The sequence below is a fragment of the Rhodococcus sp. NPDC057529 genome (genome assembly GCF_042802055.1).
Taxonomy (GTDB): Bacteria; Actinomycetota; Actinomycetes; order Mycobacteriales; family Mycobacteriaceae; genus Rhodococcus_F.
On the sequence record NZ_JBHVEY010000005.1, the window covers coordinates 109,350 to 124,462 of the forward strand.

General features: G+C 71.2%; 15 protein-coding genes. 14 read left to right on the forward strand and 1 reads right to left on the reverse strand.

What is annotated here, in order from left to right; translation table 11 throughout:
• The first annotated feature begins 40 nt into the window (after positions 1–40).
• The 4 genes from ACFU5V_RS11465 to ACFU5V_RS11480 all read left to right on the forward strand — a co-directional run bounded on the left by ACFU5V_RS11465 (position 41) and on the right by ACFU5V_RS11480 (position 4,613).
• On the forward strand, positions 41–1,018 hold the full coding sequence (locus tag ACFU5V_RS11465; protein ID WP_378699221.1) for an esterase/lipase family protein: 978 nt from the start codon (positions 41–43) through the stop codon (positions 1,016–1,018).
• 259 nt (positions 1,019–1,277) lie between these two features.
• Positions 1,278–2,201, forward strand: a complete 924-nt coding sequence (gene fmt, locus ACFU5V_RS11470) for a methionyl-tRNA formyltransferase (RefSeq protein WP_378699223.1) — start codon at positions 1,278–1,280, stop codon at positions 2,199–2,201.
• A complete protein-coding gene (locus ACFU5V_RS11475) occupies positions 2,198–3,625 on the forward strand; it encodes an RsmB/NOP family class I SAM-dependent RNA methyltransferase (RefSeq protein WP_378699225.1) in 1,428 nt (475 codons plus the stop codon). Before fmt ends, ACFU5V_RS11475 begins: the two co-directional genes overlap by 4 nt.
• Positions 3,626–3,755: 130 nt before the next feature.
• Positions 3,756–4,613 carry a mycofactocin-coupled SDR family oxidoreductase gene (locus ACFU5V_RS11480; RefSeq protein WP_378699227.1) on the forward strand — a complete coding sequence of 286 codons (858 nt, stop codon included), beginning with the start codon at positions 3,756–3,758 and terminating at the stop codon, positions 4,611–4,613.
• Between the two features lie 60 nt (positions 4,614–4,673).
• On the opposite strand, the gene ACFU5V_RS11485 is transcribed toward ACFU5V_RS11480, so the two are convergent.
• Positions 4,674–5,012 carry an MmcQ/YjbR family DNA-binding protein gene (locus ACFU5V_RS11485; RefSeq protein WP_378430707.1) on the reverse strand — a complete coding sequence of 113 codons (339 nt, stop codon included), beginning with the start codon at positions 5,010–5,012 and terminating at the stop codon, positions 4,674–4,676.
• 58 nt (positions 5,013–5,070) lie between these two features.
• On the opposite strand from ACFU5V_RS11485, the gene rpe reads away from it, so the two are divergent.
• The 10 genes from rpe (at position 5,071) to whiA (ending at position 14,902) form a co-directional block, all read left to right on the forward strand.
• Entirely contained in the window at positions 5,071–5,754 is a 684-nt protein-coding gene (rpe, locus tag ACFU5V_RS11490) for a ribulose-phosphate 3-epimerase (protein ID WP_072942121.1), read from the forward strand.
• A gap of 28 nt (positions 5,755–5,782) precedes the next feature.
• Entirely contained in the window at positions 5,783–6,835 is a 1,053-nt protein-coding gene (gene ribD / locus ACFU5V_RS11495; RefSeq protein ID WP_378430714.1) for a bifunctional diaminohydroxyphosphoribosylaminopyrimidine deaminase/5-amino-6-(5-phosphoribosylamino)uracil reductase RibD, read from the forward strand.
• 11 nt (positions 6,836–6,846) lie between these two features.
• Positions 6,847–7,455: a riboflavin synthase gene (locus ACFU5V_RS11500; protein WP_378430708.1), complete on the forward strand. Its 609-nt coding sequence runs from the start codon at positions 6,847–6,849 to the stop codon at positions 7,453–7,455.
• Between the two features lie 80 nt (positions 7,456–7,535).
• A complete protein-coding gene (locus ACFU5V_RS11505; protein ID WP_378430709.1) occupies positions 7,536–8,789 on the forward strand; it encodes a bifunctional 3,4-dihydroxy-2-butanone-4-phosphate synthase/GTP cyclohydrolase II in 1,254 nt (417 codons plus the stop codon).
• Positions 8,786–9,277, forward strand: a complete 492-nt coding sequence (gene ribH / locus ACFU5V_RS11510; RefSeq protein WP_087555955.1) for a 6,7-dimethyl-8-ribityllumazine synthase — start codon at positions 8,786–8,788, stop codon at positions 9,275–9,277. The genes ACFU5V_RS11505 and ribH overlap by 4 nt, the downstream gene beginning before the upstream one ends.
• A gap of 13 nt (positions 9,278–9,290) precedes the next feature.
• A complete protein-coding gene (locus tag ACFU5V_RS11515; protein ID WP_276136441.1) occupies positions 9,291–9,743 on the forward strand; it encodes a PH domain-containing protein in 453 nt (150 codons plus the stop codon).
• A gap of 68 nt (positions 9,744–9,811) precedes the next feature.
• Entirely contained in the window at positions 9,812–11,995 is a 2,184-nt protein-coding gene (gene uvrC / locus ACFU5V_RS11520; RefSeq protein ID WP_378699230.1) for an excinuclease ABC subunit UvrC, read from the forward strand.
• Between the two features lie 44 nt (positions 11,996–12,039).
• Positions 12,040–12,906, forward strand: a complete 867-nt coding sequence (rapZ, locus tag ACFU5V_RS11525) for an RNase adapter RapZ (RefSeq protein ID WP_378699625.1) — start codon at positions 12,040–12,042, stop codon at positions 12,904–12,906.
• Positions 12,903–13,928, forward strand: coding sequence for a uridine diphosphate-N-acetylglucosamine-binding protein YvcK (gene yvcK / locus ACFU5V_RS11530; protein ID WP_378442262.1), 1,026 nt, complete (start codon positions 12,903–12,905; stop codon positions 13,926–13,928). The genes rapZ and yvcK overlap by 4 nt, the downstream gene beginning before the upstream one ends.
• Complete coding sequence (gene whiA / locus ACFU5V_RS11535; protein WP_276136623.1) at positions 13,925–14,902, forward strand: DNA-binding protein WhiA; 978 nt, start codon at positions 13,925–13,927, stop codon at positions 14,900–14,902. Before yvcK ends, whiA begins: the two co-directional genes overlap by 4 nt.
• The last annotated feature ends 211 nt before the right edge of the window (positions 14,903–15,113 follow it).

Sequence of the window (15,113 nt, forward strand, 5' to 3'; positions counted from 1 at the left end):
GAAGGTTCACGGCAATGTCTCAGCGAAGTCGGGAGAGATCATGAGGTTTCGGGGTGCCGGTGCGGTCGTTGCGGGTGTCGTCCTGCTGATGTCCGGTGCAGTGTCCACCGCCCAGGCGGACGACGCCTCGCCCCCCTCATTCGTCGTGCCCGCCGGCGCGGGGCTTCCCCAGACCGGGCGTAGTGCCGCCGCCGCGTACGCGCACGACCACCCGGGCAGCGCACCCGCCGGATCGAACGACTTCACGTGTACGCCCTCCGCGGACCACCCCGAGCCGGTCGTGCTCGCACACGGCACCGACGCCAGCGCGTACGCGGACTGGGCCGCCCTGTCGCCGATGCTCGCCGCGGACGGCTACTGCGTGTTCGCCCTCAACTACGGCGGTGCTCCGGGCGCCGATTCGTTCGGGACCGAGGACATCGTCGCGAGCGCGGGGGAGTTCGGCCGGTTCGTCGACCGGGTCCGCGACGCGACCGGTGCCGACAAGGTCGACGTCGTCGGATACTCGCAGGGCGCGAACGTCACCAGGTACTACGTCAACAAGCTCGGCGGCGCGCCGTTCGTCGACCATTGGGTCGGACTGGCGTCGCCCAGCTACGGGGGAGTGATGTACGGCCTCGTCCCGGTCGTGCAGGCGCTGCCCGGCGGGCCGGACTTCGCCCGCACGGTGACGTCGGTCGCCGTCAGTCAGCAGATGCAGGGCTCACCGTTCATGAACGACCTCAACGCGGGCGGCGACACGGTGCCCGGCGTCTCGTACACGACGATCGGGTCGCGGTACGACGAAATGATCCAGCCGTACACGAACATGGCGCTCCGCGGCGCCGGGGCGGTCAACATCCTGATCCAGGATCGATGCCCCGAGGACGGCACCGGGCACTTCCGCGCACCCTACGATCCGTTCGCCCTCGATCTCGTCCGTGCGGCGCTCGACCCGGATGCGGGTCCGCTCGCTCGCTGCGAGTTCGTGCCGATCGGCGCGGGTATCCCGGAGGTCGTCGTCGACAGCAACCGCTAGCCGGTTTCGCGACGACCTGCGCCCACAGGAAGTACGCGTTGGTGCCGAGGTCCTTTCACGGTCTTGACGGTGAGCGCGGCCGCCAGGTGTTCGGCGTCGGAATCGTTCACTGCAGGGCGGCGACTCCGTTCGCCGAGTGTCACGGCCCGGGTGTGACTCCCTAGACTGGTCGGCACATCGTCGATCAAAGGGGAGCTTCCTTCGTGAGTACCGTTTCGGCCCGCGCAGCGGTCCACCGTCCGTCGTGTGGGTCGCCGGCGTGCGCATAGTCTTCGCCGGAACCCCCGAGCCCGCCGTTCCCTCACTCGAACGCCTGATCCGTTCGCCACGCCACGACGTCGTCGCGGTGATCACCCGCCCCGACGCGGTCGCGGGGCGTGGACGCAAGGTGGTCCGCTCACCGATCGGTGCACTCGCCGACTCCCACGGCATCGAGGTGCTCACCCCGGAGCGGCCCACGGAACCGGAGTTCCTGGCGCGCCTCGCGGACCTCGCACCCGACTGCGCCCCCGTCGTCGCCTACGGGGCGCTGCTGCCGCAGAAGGTGCTCGACATCCCGGCCCACGGCTGGGTGAACCTGCACTTCTCGCTGCTGCCGGCGTGGCGCGGGGCCGCCCCCGTGCAGGCCGCGATCGGCGCGGGCGACGACATGACCGGTGCCAGCGCGTTCCGGCTGGAGGCGGGGATGGACACCGGCCCGGTCTACGGGGTGGTCACCGAGCGGATCCGGGACACCGACACCGCAGGCGACCTCCTCGGACGTCTCGCCGACAGCGGCGCCGTGCTCCTGGAGTCGGTCCTCGACGGCATCGAGGACGGCGCGATCACCGCGGTCCCACAACCGGCCGACGGGGTCTCGCACGCCGCCAAGGTGACGGTCGAGGCGGCCCGGATCCGGTGGGACAGAACAGCTGCGGTGGTCGACCGGCACATCCGGTCGGTGACCCCCGCGCCCGGCGCCTGGACGACGATCGGTGATCTGCGCGTCAAGGTCGGCCCGGTCACCGTGACGGACGAGCGACTGGAGCCGGGGGAGATCTCCGTGACCAAGTCCGGATTCCTGATCGGGACGTCCACGGTGGCGGTGCGGCTCGACCGTGTCCAGCCGCAGGGCAAGAAACAGATGGCCGCCCTGGACTGGGCACGAGGCGCACGACTCGACGCGGAGGTACGGGCACAGTGAGCGAATCCAGAAGGCCCGCACGCCGCGGCCAGTCCGGCTCGGGCGCCCGCAACAACCGCCCCCGGCAGGCGCGCCGCCCCGACGCGTCCCAATCCGGGCTCGACCAGCCGCGGCTCGCCGCGAGGGACGTGCTGCGCGCCGTGCGGGAACGCGACGCCTACGCCAATCTCGTCCTGCCCGGGCTGCTGCGTGAGCGGCGCCTGGACGGGCGTGACGCCGCCCTCGCCACGGAACTGGCCTACGGCGCCGCCCGTGCCCGCGGGCTCCTCGACGCCGTGATCGCCGACTGCGCGGGCAGGCCGATCGCCGAGATCGACGGACCCCTCCTCGACGTTCTCCAATTGGGCGCCTACCAGCTGCTGCGCACCCGTGTCGCCCCGCACGCCGCCGTCGCCACCTCCGTCGACCTGGTGCGCGCGGAGGCCGGCCCGGGGAAGGCGGGGTTCGTCAACGCCGTGCTGCGCCGGGTGTCGGAGCGGTCGGAGGCGGAATGGGTGGAGCGTCTCGCCCCGGCCGACCCGGTGGGGCGGCTGGCGTTCGAGCACGCGCACCCCACGTGGATCGCGCAGGTGTTCGCGGACGCGCTCGGCGCCGATGCCGGGGAACTCGAGGACGTGCTCGTCGCCGACGACGCGCGGCCCGCGGTGCATCTCGTCGCCCGCCCGGGTGAGATCTCGGCGGAGGAGCTCGCACTCGCCACCGGCGGCGAGGTGGGCCGGTACTCGCCGTACGCGGTCTACCTGGACGGCGGCGATCCGGGTCTGCTCGACGCGGTCCGCGAGGGGCTCGCCGGAGTGCAGGACGAGGGCAGCCAGCTCGTCGCCCGGGCGCTGTCGCTGGCGCCACTGGACGGACCGGACACCGGCCGCTGGCTCGACCTGTGCGCGGGCCCCGGCGGCAAGGCTGCCCTGCTGGGTGCACTCGCCGGGATCGAGGGCGGGCGCCTCGACGCCGTGGAACCGGTGGCGCACCGCGCGGACCTGATCCGCAAGACCACGAAGGAACTTCCGGTGGACGTGCACGTCGCCGACGGTCGTGATCCCGGGTTGGAGGGCGGGTTCGACCGTATCCTGGTCGACGCGCCGTGCACCGGACTGGGTGCGTTGCGCCGACGTCCGGAGGCGCGGTGGCGCCGGCAGCCGTCGGACGTGGCGGGGCTCGCGAAACTGCAGCGGGAACTCCTCGCGTCGGCCGCCCGGCTGGTTCGCCCGGGTGGCGTGATCCTGTACGCGACGTGTTCGCCGCACCTGTCCGAGACGGTGGCCGTGGTCGCGGACGCCGTGCGGCGCCACGGCCTCACGGCGCTCGACACGCGTGAGCTCGTTCCCGGTGTACCCGGTCTGGGGGACGGTCCGAGCGTCCAGCTCTGGCCGCACCGGCAGGGGACCGACGCGATGTTCATGGCCGCGTTGCGCAAGCCGTAGGGCGGTCGCCTTCCCGCTGCCCGGTCCTCCGGCCGCAACTCGGTAGAACCTGTTTCACTTTTGGTGTGAAACGTGTTCTACTTCTTCTCGCGACAGAGACGTACGTCACGAAGCGAGTGGAGGACTTCACATGAATCGGGTAGCGGGGAAGGTCGTTCTGATCACCGGAGCGGCGCGAGGTCAGGGTCGTAGTCACGCGGTGCACCTCGCCGACGAGGGCGCCGACATCATCGCCTTCGACCTCTGCGAGGACATCGCGTCGAACGAGTACCCGCTGGCCACCGAGGCCGACCTCGCGGAGACGCGGCGGCTCGTCGAGAAGGCGGGGCGCCGCGTCGTCACCGCCAAGGTGGACGTGCGCGACCGGGCGGCGCTGCGCCGCGAACTCGACGCCGCGGTCGCGACGCTGGGACGGCTGGACGTCGTGGTCGCCAATGCAGGGATCGCGCCCCTCGGGAACGACGTGCCCGTCGAGGGTTTCGTCGATGCGTTCGACGTCGACTTCGTCGGTGTGATCAACACGATTCACTCGGCCCTCCCGCACCTGGGCGCCGGCGCGTCGATCATCGCGACGGGGTCGGTGGCCGGGCTGGTCCCGCAGACCGGCCTGAACGGCCAGCAGGCCCTGCAGGGGCCGGGCGGCGACGGCTACGGCCTCGCCAAGAAGATGCTGTGGACGTACACCACCTCGCTCGCGCTCACCCTGGGCCCGAAGTCCATCCGCGTCAATGCGATTCACCCCACCAACTGCAACACGGACATGCTGCAGAGCCCGCCGATGTTCCGCACGTTCCGCCCCGACCTCGAGAACCCGACCGCCGAGGACGCGAAGGTCACGTTCCCGTTCATGCAGGCGATGCCCACCCCGTGGGTCGAACCCGAGGACATCTCGCACGCGGTGGTGTTCCTGTCGTCCGACGAGTCCCGGTTCGTCACCGGTCAGCAACTCCGGGTCGATGCGGGGGCGGGCCTCAAGCTCGGCGTCTGACGCCGATCCGATGAGGGTCCGGGCCGGTGTGCGGGCGCCGCCCGGGCCCTCGCCTTCCCATCAGATCTGGTCGAACTGCCTGCGCAGCTTCGCCGGGGCCTTGATCCGCCAGGCGTCCCGCAGCAACTCCGTCAGCTGCGGGACGTCGACGTTCTCGAGGTCCACGAGGATCGAACCGTGGCCGTCGTAGTGCGCCGTGGTGTAGAACGGTGCCCCCTCGGCGAGCAGGGCCGCCTTCTCGTCGAGGTCGCACATCACCACCAGGCCGCCGTCCGACTCGGCCCGCAACCGGGCCAGCAGCTTGCCCGCCACCTTCAGCGCCGGGGTGTTGTACGAGGTGCTCTCCTGCACCTCCGGCAGCGACGCACCGATCGCCACGACGTCCGTCCAGGTCGGCATGGGCCCAGTATGGACCGCGCGACCCGGCCCCCACACGCGTACGACTAAACTTCGGCGCGTGGCAACCCCGATGATCGCACCGTCCATTCTGTCTGCCGATTTCGCGCGTCTCGCCGAGGAGGCGGACGCGGTCGCCGGTGCCGACTGGCTGCACGTCGACGTGATGGACGCACATTTCGTGCCCAACCTGACTCTCGGCCTCCCCGTCGTCACGAGTCTCCTGGCGGCGACGGACATCCCGCTCGACTGCCACCTCATGATCGACGACCCCGGCCGCTGGGCGCCGCCCTACGCTGAGGCCGGCGCGCACAACGTCACGTTCCACGCCGAGGCGACGGACGACCCCCGGTCCGTCGCCCGCGACATCCGCGCCGCCGGCGCCAAGGCCGGCCTCAGCGTCAAGCCCGGCACGCCGATCGAGCCGTACCTGGAGATCCTGAAGGACTTCGACACGCTCCTCGTGATGAGCGTCGAACCCGGCTTCGGTGGGCAGTCGTTCATCCCGGAGGTCCTGTCGAAGGCGAAGGCCGTCCGCCGCCTCGTCGACTCGGGTGAGCTGCGGCTGGTCGTGGAAATCGACGGCGGCATCAACGCCGACACCGTCGAGGCCGCCGCCGAGGCGGGCGTCGACTGCTTCGTCGCCGGCTCCGCCGTCTACGGCACGAGCGATCCCGCCGAGGCCGTGCGCGCCCTGCGTGCCAGCGCCGCGAAGGCGTCGCCGCACCTGAGCCTGTCCCGGTAGCGGTACCCGGCACATCGTGAACCCCCACGTGCGGCACGAGAATTCGGCTGCGGACCTCGATGCCGCGATGCAGATCGCGATCGGCGCCGCGGAGTCGGCGCGCGGATTCACCAGCCCGAACCCGGCGGTCGGCGCGGTGGTCCTCGACGCCGCCGGGCGCATCGCCGGTGTCGGGATGACGCAGCCGCCCGGCGGCCCCCACGCCGAGATCGTCGCGCTGCGGGAGGCAGGGGACGCCGCCCGCGGCGGCACCGCCGTCGTCACGCTGGAACCGTGCAACCACACCGGCCGGACCGGGCCGTGCTCGCGGGCGCTCCTCGACGCCGGTGTGGTCGCCGTGCACTACGCGGTGGGCGACCCGAACCCGGAGGCCGCGGGCGGGGCGGAGACCCTCGTCTCCGCCGGCGTCGAGGTGACGTCCGGTCTGCGCGCGCAGGACGTCGAACGCGGTCCGCTGCGGGCGTGGCTGCACCGCCAGCGCACCGGACGACCGCACGTGACCTGGAAGTACGCCGCCACGCTCGACGGGCGCAGCGCGGCCGCCGACGGCACCAGCCAGTGGATCACCGGTCCCGAGGCGCGCGCCCGCGTGCACGCCGACCGCGCGAAACTCGACGCGATCGTGGTCGGCACGGGGACGGTGCTGGCCGACGACCCGCGCCTGACCGCCCGCACGCCCGACGGGTCCCTCGCCGCGCACCAGCCGGTGCGCGTCGTCGTCGGACTCGGCGACATCCCGCCGGGCGCCCACGTCCTCGACGACTCGGCGCCCACACTGCGGCTGCGTACCCGGGACGTCGACGAGGTCCTCGCCGCGCTCGCCGAGTACACCGACGTGCTGCTCGAGGGCGGGCCCCGGCTGGCGGGCGCGTTCCTCGCCGCGGGCCGGGTCGACCGCATCCAGGCGTACCTCGCCCCGCTGGTACTCGGTGCGGGAGCGTCCGCGGTGTCGGAGGCGGGTGTGCACACGATCGACGAGGCCCTGCGGTTCCGGCACGAGTCGGTCGAAACAATCGGCCCCGATCTGTTGTTGAGTCTGGTTCCAGCAGTGTCCGAAAACCCTGACAGTCACCGAACGTAGGAGAAGCCACAGTGTTCACCGGGATCGTCGAAGAATTGGGTGAGGTCGTCGCCAAGGAGGAACTGGCCGACGCCGCACGGTTCACCGTGCGTGGTCCGGTCGTGACTTCCGATGCGTCGCATGGTGATTCGATCGCGGTCAACGGCGTGTGCCTGACCGTCGTCGAGGTGCTCGCCGACGGCTCCTTCACCGCGGACGTCATGCAGGAGACGCTGAACCGGTCGAGCCTCGAGAAGATCGACGTGGGCAGCCGCGTCAACCTGGAGCGGGCCGCCGCGCTGAACAGCCGCCTCGGCGGCCACCTCGTCCAGGGCCACGTCGACGGCACCGGGCACATCATCAGCCGCAGCCCGTCCGAGAACTGGGAGGTGGTGCGTATCGCCCTTCCCGACGCCATCTCCCGGTACGTCGTGGAGAAGGGCTCGATCACGGTCGACGGTGTGTCGCTGACGGTGTCGGCGCTCGGCGGGGAACGCGGCGCCGAATACTTCGAGATCTCGCTCATCCCGACCACACTGCAACTGACCACGCTGGGGGCGGCGTCCGTCGGGACGCCCGTCAACCTCGAGGTCGACGTGATCGCGAAGTATGTGGAGCGGCTGCAAGCGGCCGGCCGCTGAGTCGTACTGTTGAGGAGCATCCCACGGATGCATCCGTTGTATTCGAAGATGCGTCAGTCAAGACTTTGGAGACCGAGCACGTGACCAGGTTCGACAGTATCGAGCGCGCCGTTGCGGATATCGCCGCAGGCAAGGCTGTCGTCGTCGTCGACGACGAAGACCGCGAGAACGAGGGAGACCTCATCTTCGCCGCGGAGAAGGCCACCCCCGAGTTGGTTGCGTTCATGGTCCGATACACCTCCGGCTATCTCTGTGTGCCGCTCGACGGTGCCGACTGCGACCGGCTCGGCCTGCCCCCGATGTACGCCACCAACCAGGACAAGCACGGCACCGCGTACACCGTCACCGTCGACGCCCGCGAGGGCATCGGCACCGGCATCTCCGCGTCCGACCGGGCCGCCACCATGCGGTTGCTGGCCGACCCGGCCAGCGGCGCCCAGGACTTCACCCGCCCCGGCCACGTCGTGCCGTTGCGGGCCAAGGAGGGCGGCGTGCTGCGCCGTCCCGGTCACACCGAGGCCGCCGTCGACCTCGCCCGGATGGCCGACCTCCGGCCCGCCGGCGTGATCTGCGAGATCGTCAGCCAGAAGGACGAGGGCCACATGGCCCAGACCGACGAGCTGCGGGTCTTCGCCGACGACCACGACCTCGCGCTGATCTCCATCGCCGACCTCATCGCGTGGCGCCGCAAGCACGAGAAGCACGTGGAGCGGGTCGCGTCCGCGCGGATCCCCACCCGGCACGGCGAGTTCACCGCCGTCGGGTACCGGAGCATCTACGACGACGTCGAGCACGTGGCCCTGGTCCGCGGCGACCTGCCCGGCCCGGACGGCGACGGCAGCGACGTGCTGGTGCGCGTGCACTCCGAGTGCCTCACCGGCGACGTGTTCGGTTCGCTGCGCTGCGACTGCGGCCCCCAGCTCGACGCCGCCCTGGACATGGTCGCGCAGGAGGGCCGCGGGGTGGTCCTGTACATGCGCGGGCACGAGGGCCGTGGCATCGGCCTGATGCACAAGCTGCAGGCCTACCAGCTGCAGGACGCCGGCTCGGACACCGTCGACGCCAACCTCGAGCTCGGCCTGCCCGCCGACGCCCGGGACTACGGCATCGGCGCGCAGATCCTGGTGGACCTGGGCATCTCCTCGATGCGGCTGCTCACCAACAACCCGGCCAAGCGGGTCGGACTCGACGGCTACGGGCTGCAGATCACCGAGCGGGTGTCCATGCCGCTGCGGGCCAACGCCGAGAACCTGACATACCTGCGCACCAAGCGGGACCGCATGGGCCACGACCTGATCGGGCTCGACGACTTCGAAGCGGGGGAGATGCTGTGAGCGGCGAGGGACTGCCCGAGCTCCAACTCGGGGAGGCGGGCGACCTCCGGCTCGCCATCGTCGCCGGCAGCTGGCACGCGGAGATCTCCGAGGCGCTGATCGCCGGCGCGCAGCGCGTGGCCGCCGAGGCGAACGTGAAGAACGTCACGCTGGTCCGCGTCGCGGGCGCCATCGAACTGCCCGTGGTCGCGCAGGCGCTCGCCCGCAGCCACGACGCCGTCGTCGCGCTCGGTGTCGTGATCCGCGGCGGGACCCCGCACTTCGAATACGTCTGCGACGCCGTCACGGCCGGTCTGACCCGGGTCTCGCTGGACGAGAGCACCCCGGTCGGGAACGGTGTGCTCACCACGGACACCGAGCAGCAGGCCGTCGACCGCAGCGGCCTGCCCGGGTCCGTCGAGGACAAGGGCGGGCAGGCGTGCGCGGCCGCACTCGACACCGCCGTCACGTTGGCGCGACTGCGCCGGGCCGAGGAGTCCTTCGCATGATCCGGATCCGCCCGTGACCACCCCCGAATCCGAGTGGACACTCGTCGCGAAGCCACGCAAGTCCCGCCGCTACGCGATCGGGGTGGCGGTCCTGCTCGTCGTCGTCCACGTGACGTTCGCGATCCTGTTGCGCGGCGATTCGACGGGCGTGTACTTCCGGCTCGCCGACCAGTTGGCGTTCGCGGGCATCGGCTGCCTCTTCGCCGCCGCCGTCCTGCTGCTGACCCGCCCGCGGGTGCGCATCGGGCCCCGCGGCATCGCCGTGCGGAACGTGCTCGGTGAGCGCATCGTCGACTGGGACCTGTACGAGGGGCTGTCCTTCCCGGACGGCGCGGCGTGGGCGCGGATCGAGCTGCCCGACGACGAGTACCTGGCCGTGATGGCCATCCAGTCGAACGACCGCGAGTACGCCGTCGACGCCGTCGACCGGTTCCGCGCGCTCGCGTCGGAGTACGCGCCGTCCTGACCGGGCAGCCACCCCTCCGTGACGCCGCGGATGCGGGGTTGGTCGGTGGCGCCGACTAACGTGGAGGGGTGCCCGATCCTTCGACATATCGCCCCGCGACCGGAACGATTCCGGTCGACCCGGGGGTGTACAAGTTCCGCGATCCGCACGGCCGGGTCATCTATGTCGGGAAGGCGAAGAGTCTTCGATCACGGCTGAATTCCTATTTCGCCGACGTCTCGACGCTGCACCCGCGCACCCGCCAGATGGTGACCACGGCCGGCAGCGTCGAGTGGACCGTGGTGAGCACCGAGGTCGAGGCGCTTCAGCTCGAATACAACTGGATCAAGGAATTCGATCCCCGGTTCAACGTCCGCTACCGCGACGACAAGACGTACCCGGTTCTCGCGGTCACCCTGAACGAGGAGTACCCGCGGCTGTTCGTCTACCGCGGCCCCCGGCGCAAGGGTGTCCGCTACTTCGGCCCCTACTCGCACGCGTGGGCCATCCGCGAAACCCTCGACCTGCTGCTGCGGGTGTTCCCCGCCCGCACCTGCTCGGCCGGGGTGTTCAAGCGGCACAACCAGATCGGCCGCCCCTGCCTGCTCGGCTACATCGACAAGTGCTCCGCGCCGTGCGTCGGCCGCGTGTCCGCGGCCGAACACCGCAAGATCGTCGAGGACTTCTGCGACTTCCTGTCGGGGCGCACCGACAAACTGGTCCGGCAGCTCGAGGCCCGGATGCAGCAGGCGTCCGAGGAACTCGACTTCGAGACAGCGGCGCGGCTGCGCGACGACGTGGGCGCATTGCGGCGGGCGCTGGAGAAACAGGCCGTCGTGCTCGGCGACGGAACCGACGCCGACGTCGCCGCGTTCGCGACCGACGAACTCGAGGCGGCGGTCCAGGTGTTCCACGTCCGGGGCGGCCGCGTCCGCGGGCAGCGCGGCTGGGTGGTCGAGAAGGCCGGCGACGTCATCGACTGGGCCGCCGTCGATTCCGAGGCGGGCTCGGACCTGCCGTTGCTGGTCGAGCAGTTCCTCACCCAGTTCTACGGTGAGCAGGCGGCGCTGTCGGGTGCCGCCGACCCGGAGGCGGGCAGCAGCGGGGTGCCGCGGGAGGTGCTCGTGCCCGTGCTGCCGCCGGACGCCGAGCAGGTGCAGGAATGGCTGAGCGGGCTCCGCGGCTCCGCCGTCCGTCTCCGGGTGCCGCAGCGTGGCGACAAGAAGGCACTCGCCGAGACCGTGCAGCGCAACGCGATGGAGGCTTTGCAACAGCACAAGCTGCGCCGCGCCGGCGACTTCACGTCGCGGTCGGCGGCCCTGCAGGGCATCCAGGAGGCCCTCGACCTGGACTCGGCGCCGCTGCGCATCGAATGTGTCGACATCAGCCACGTGCAGGGCACCGACGTGGTGGCCTCCCTCGTCGTCTTCGAGGACGGGCTGCCGCGCAAGTCCGACTACCGGCACTACGCCATCAAGGAGGCGGCCGGCGACGGCCGCTCCGACGACGTCGCCAGCATCGCCGAGGTCACCCGGCGCCGGTTCCTCCGGCACAACCGCGACGTCGGGGTGCTGCGCGCGGAAGCGGCCGGTGCGGACGCCGACCAGGTGTCCGGCGGGGACGGCGGCGATCTCGCCCCGGAGGCGGCGATCGACCCGCAGACCGGCAGGCCTCGGCGGTTCGCGTATCCGCCGAACCTGTTCGTCGTCGACGGCGGCGCCCCGCAGGTCGCCGCGGCCTCGGCAGTGCTCGACGAACTGGGCATCACCGACGTCGCGGTGATCGGGCTGGCCAAGCGGCTCGAGGAGGTGTGGGTGCCGGGGGAGGAGGACCCGGTGATCCTCCCGCGCACCAGCGAGTCGCTGTACCTGCTGCAGCGGGTGCGGGACGAGGCGCACCGCTTCGCGATCACGTTCCACCGCAGCAAGCGGTCCCGCCGGATGACGGCGTCCGCACTCGACTCGGTACGCGGTCTCGGCGAGACCCGGCGCAAGGCGCTGGTGACGCATTTCGGATCCGTCGCCAAACTCAAGCAGGCCTCCGTCGAGGAGATCACCGCCGTGCCCGGCATCGGAACGGCCACGGCGAAGGCGGTACTCACCGCTCTCGGGGCGGAGGAACCGTCTGCGGACGTCGCGGGAGTGGGGGATGATGAACCAGATCGGAACGGGCCGGGCGCGGCAGAACGCAACGGCGCGGACCTACCCCGCGAACCGGTAGGACAGCACGGCCCGGCAGCACAGAGCGCATCGCAACGGACAGGTGTCGAGTGAACGAGCAGCACGCGCAGAGCGACCGTCCGCCCACGGTTCGGCCGATGGACTTCCTTCTCGTCACCGGGCTCTCCGGGGCGGGTCTGCAGACGGCGGCGAAGGTCCTCGAGGACCTCGGGTGGTACGTCGCGGACAACCTTCCCCCGGAACTGATCTCCCGGATGGTGGATCTGAGCCTGGAATCCGATTCGCGGCTCGAGCGGCTCGCCGTCGTCATCGACGTGCGCTCCCGGTTGTTCACCGGCGACCTCGGCTGGGTCCTCACCGAACTGGAGAGCAAGCCCGTGCACACCCGGGTGCTGTACCTCGACGCGTCGGACGAGGTCCTGGTCCGCCGATTCGAACAGGTCCGGCGCAGTCACCCGCTGTCCGGCGGAGGCGCCGAGGGCACCCTGTCGGAGGGCATCGCCGCCGAGCGGGACCAGCTCGCGAAGGTGAAGGCCGCCGCGGATCTGGTGATCGACACGTCCTCGCTCGCCGCGCACCAGTTGCGGCAGAAGATCGAGGACGCGTTCGGCGACGCCGAGAACCGCACCATGCAGGTAACAGTCCAGTCGTTCGGTTTCAAGTACGGTCTTCCGATGGACGCCGATCTCGTCTGCGACGTCCGGTTCCTGCCCAACCCGCACTGGATCCCCGAGTTGCGTCCGCACACCGGGCAGAACGCGGACGTGCGGGACTACGTGTTGTCGCAGGACGGTGCGGACGACTATCTCGCCACTTATCACCACCTGCTGGATCTGACGATCGCCGGATATCGTCGGGAGGGGAAGCGCTACATGACCATCGCGATGGGGTGCACCGGGGGCAAACATCGCAGTGTCGCGATGTCGGAGGCCCTGGCGGGCCGGCTCGGAAAGGACTCCGGGCTGAACGTGCGTGTCGTCCATCGTGATCTGGGGCGCGAATGAGGCCGGTGCACCAGGCGCCCGCGATCGTCGCGCTCGGCGGTGGCCACGGGCTGTTCGCCACCCTCAGCGCCGCCCGCAGGCTCAGCCGTGACGTGACCGCCGTCGTCACCGTCGCGGACGACGGCGGATCCTCGGGACGGCTGCGCGCCGAACTCGGCGTCATCCCGCCCGGCGATCTGCGGATGGCGCTCGCCGCGCTCGCGGCGGACGACCCCGAGGTGCAGGACTGGACCGACACCATCCAGCACCGATTCGGCGGAATCGGCGCCCTCGCCGGACACTCGGTGGGCAATCTCATCCTCGCCGGTCTCACCGAGGTGCTCGGCGACCCCGTCGCCGCGCTCGACGAACTCGCCCGGCTGCTGCGGATCGACGGGCGCGTGCTGCCGATGTCGCCGATCGCGCTGGACATCGAGGCCGACGTGCAGGGCCTCGAGGCGGACCCCCGGGTCAGCCGCTGCATCCGCGGTCAGGTCGCGGTCGCGACCACCCCCGGCAAGGTGCGCCGCGTGCGGTTGCTGCCGGCGAATCCACCCGCCTGCCCGGACGCGGTCCGGGCGATCGACGTCGCCGACATGGTCGTCCTCGGCCCCGGGTCGTGGTTCTCCAGTGTCATCCCGCACGTCCTCGTGCCCGAACTCCTCGACACGCTGATCGCCACCCCCGCGCGGAAGGTGCTGGTACTCAATCTGGCTCCGGAACCCGGCGAGACCGCGGGATTCTCCACCGAGCGTCATCTGCACGTACTGTCCCAGCACGCACCCGAACTCACCGTCGACTTCGTCGTCGTCGATTCGGGTTCGGTTCCACCGGGGCGCGAGCGCGAGCACCTCGCCCGCGCCGCCGGACAGTTCCGGGCACGCGTCGTGTACGCCGACGTGTCGGAGCACGGCACCCACACGCACCATGCAGGAAAACTTGCGTCCGTTCTCGAACAGCTCTGGAGCGACCCCGATGCGGGGTCTCGGGGGAGCGAAGCGGCCGAGACACCAGAGGAAAGGGAGAGCGCTTCGTGGCAATGACAGCAGAGGTCAAAGACGAACTCAGTCGTCTCGTCGTCACTCACGTGAGTTGCCGGAAGGCCGAGGTCTCGTCGCTGCTGCGGTTCGCCGGGGGATTGCACATCGTCGGCGGCCGGGTAGTGGTCGAGGCGGAAGTGGATCTGGGGTCCACGGCCCGCCGGTTGCGGCGCGAGATCTTCGATCTGTTCACCTACAGCGCCGACGTGCACGTCCTCAGCGCGGGCGGGCTGCGCAAGTCGTCCCGGTACATCGTGCGCGTCGCGAAGGAGGGGGAGGCCCTCGCCCGTCAGACCGGGCTGCTGGACCTGCGGGGACGCCCCGTGCGCGGGCTCCCCGCGCAGGTCGTCGGCGGCAGCGTCGCCGACGCGGAAGCCGCGTGGCGTGGCGCGTTCCTGGCGCACGGTTCGCTGACCGAGCCGGGCCGCTCGTCCGCGCTCGAGGTTTCCTGCCCCGGACCGGAGGCGGCGCTCGCGCTCGTCGGGGCGGCGCGCAGGCTGGGCATCTCCGCGAAGGCCCGCGAGGTCCGCGGCACCGACCGCGTCGTGATCCGCGACGGGGAGGCCATCGGCGCGCTGCTCACCCGGATGGGCGCCCAGGACACCCGCCTCGTGTGGGAGGAGCGGCGCATGCGCCGGGAGGTCCGTGCCACCGCCAACCGGCTCGCCAACTTCGACGACGCCAACCTGCGCCGCTCCGCGCGGGCCGCGGTCGCGGCCGCGGCCCGCGTCGAGCGGGCCCTCGACATCCTCGGCGACGAGGTCCCCGACCACCTGGCGGCCGCGGGGCACCTGCGGGTGGAGCACCGGCAGGCGTCCCTCGAGGAACTCGGCCAGCTCGCCGACCCGCCGATGACGAAGGACGCCGTGGCAGGCCGCATCCGGCGGCTGCTGTCGATGGCGGACCGCAAGGCGAAGGAAACCGGCATTCCGGACACCGAGTCGGCCGTCACCGCAGACCTTCTCGACGAGGCCTGACCGTCGTCCGCCGTCACGTCCCGCCGTCCCCGCACCCGGACGAACGGGACGCTCGTTCGATCTGACGCGACGAGCGTCCCGTTCGTTCCGGCCCGGGCGGCCGGGCGGAGGGTGCCCCGGAGGCGCCCGGAGGTGACCGCGGGCGGGAGTCTACCGCGCCCTCGGGGGAAGAACACACCGACCGAGGAAACCCGCGTCCGCAGCCCGCCAG

Bases quoted from the DNA above. Each gene is read 5' to 3' on its own strand.
- ACFU5V_RS11465 (WP_378699221.1), top strand. From the start codon at position 41: ATGAGGTTTCGGGGTGCCGGTGCGGTCGTTGCGGGTGTCGTCCTGCTG.
- ACFU5V_RS11480 (WP_378699227.1), top strand. From the start codon at position 3,756: ATGAATCGGGTAGCGGGGAAGGTCGTTCTGATCACCGGAGCGGCGCGA.
- ACFU5V_RS11485 (WP_378430707.1), bottom strand. From the start codon at position 5,012: ATGCCGACCTGGACGGACGTCGTGGCGATCGGTGCGTCGCTGCCGGAG.
- rapZ (WP_378699625.1), top strand. From the start codon at position 12,040: ATGGACTTCCTTCTCGTCACCGGGCTCTCCGGGGCGGGTCTGCAGACG.
- yvcK (WP_378442262.1), top strand. From the start codon at position 12,903: ATGAGGCCGGTGCACCAGGCGCCCGCGATCGTCGCGCTCGGCGGTGGC.
- whiA (WP_276136623.1), top strand. From the start codon at position 13,925: ATGACAGCAGAGGTCAAAGACGAACTCAGTCGTCTCGTCGTCACTCAC.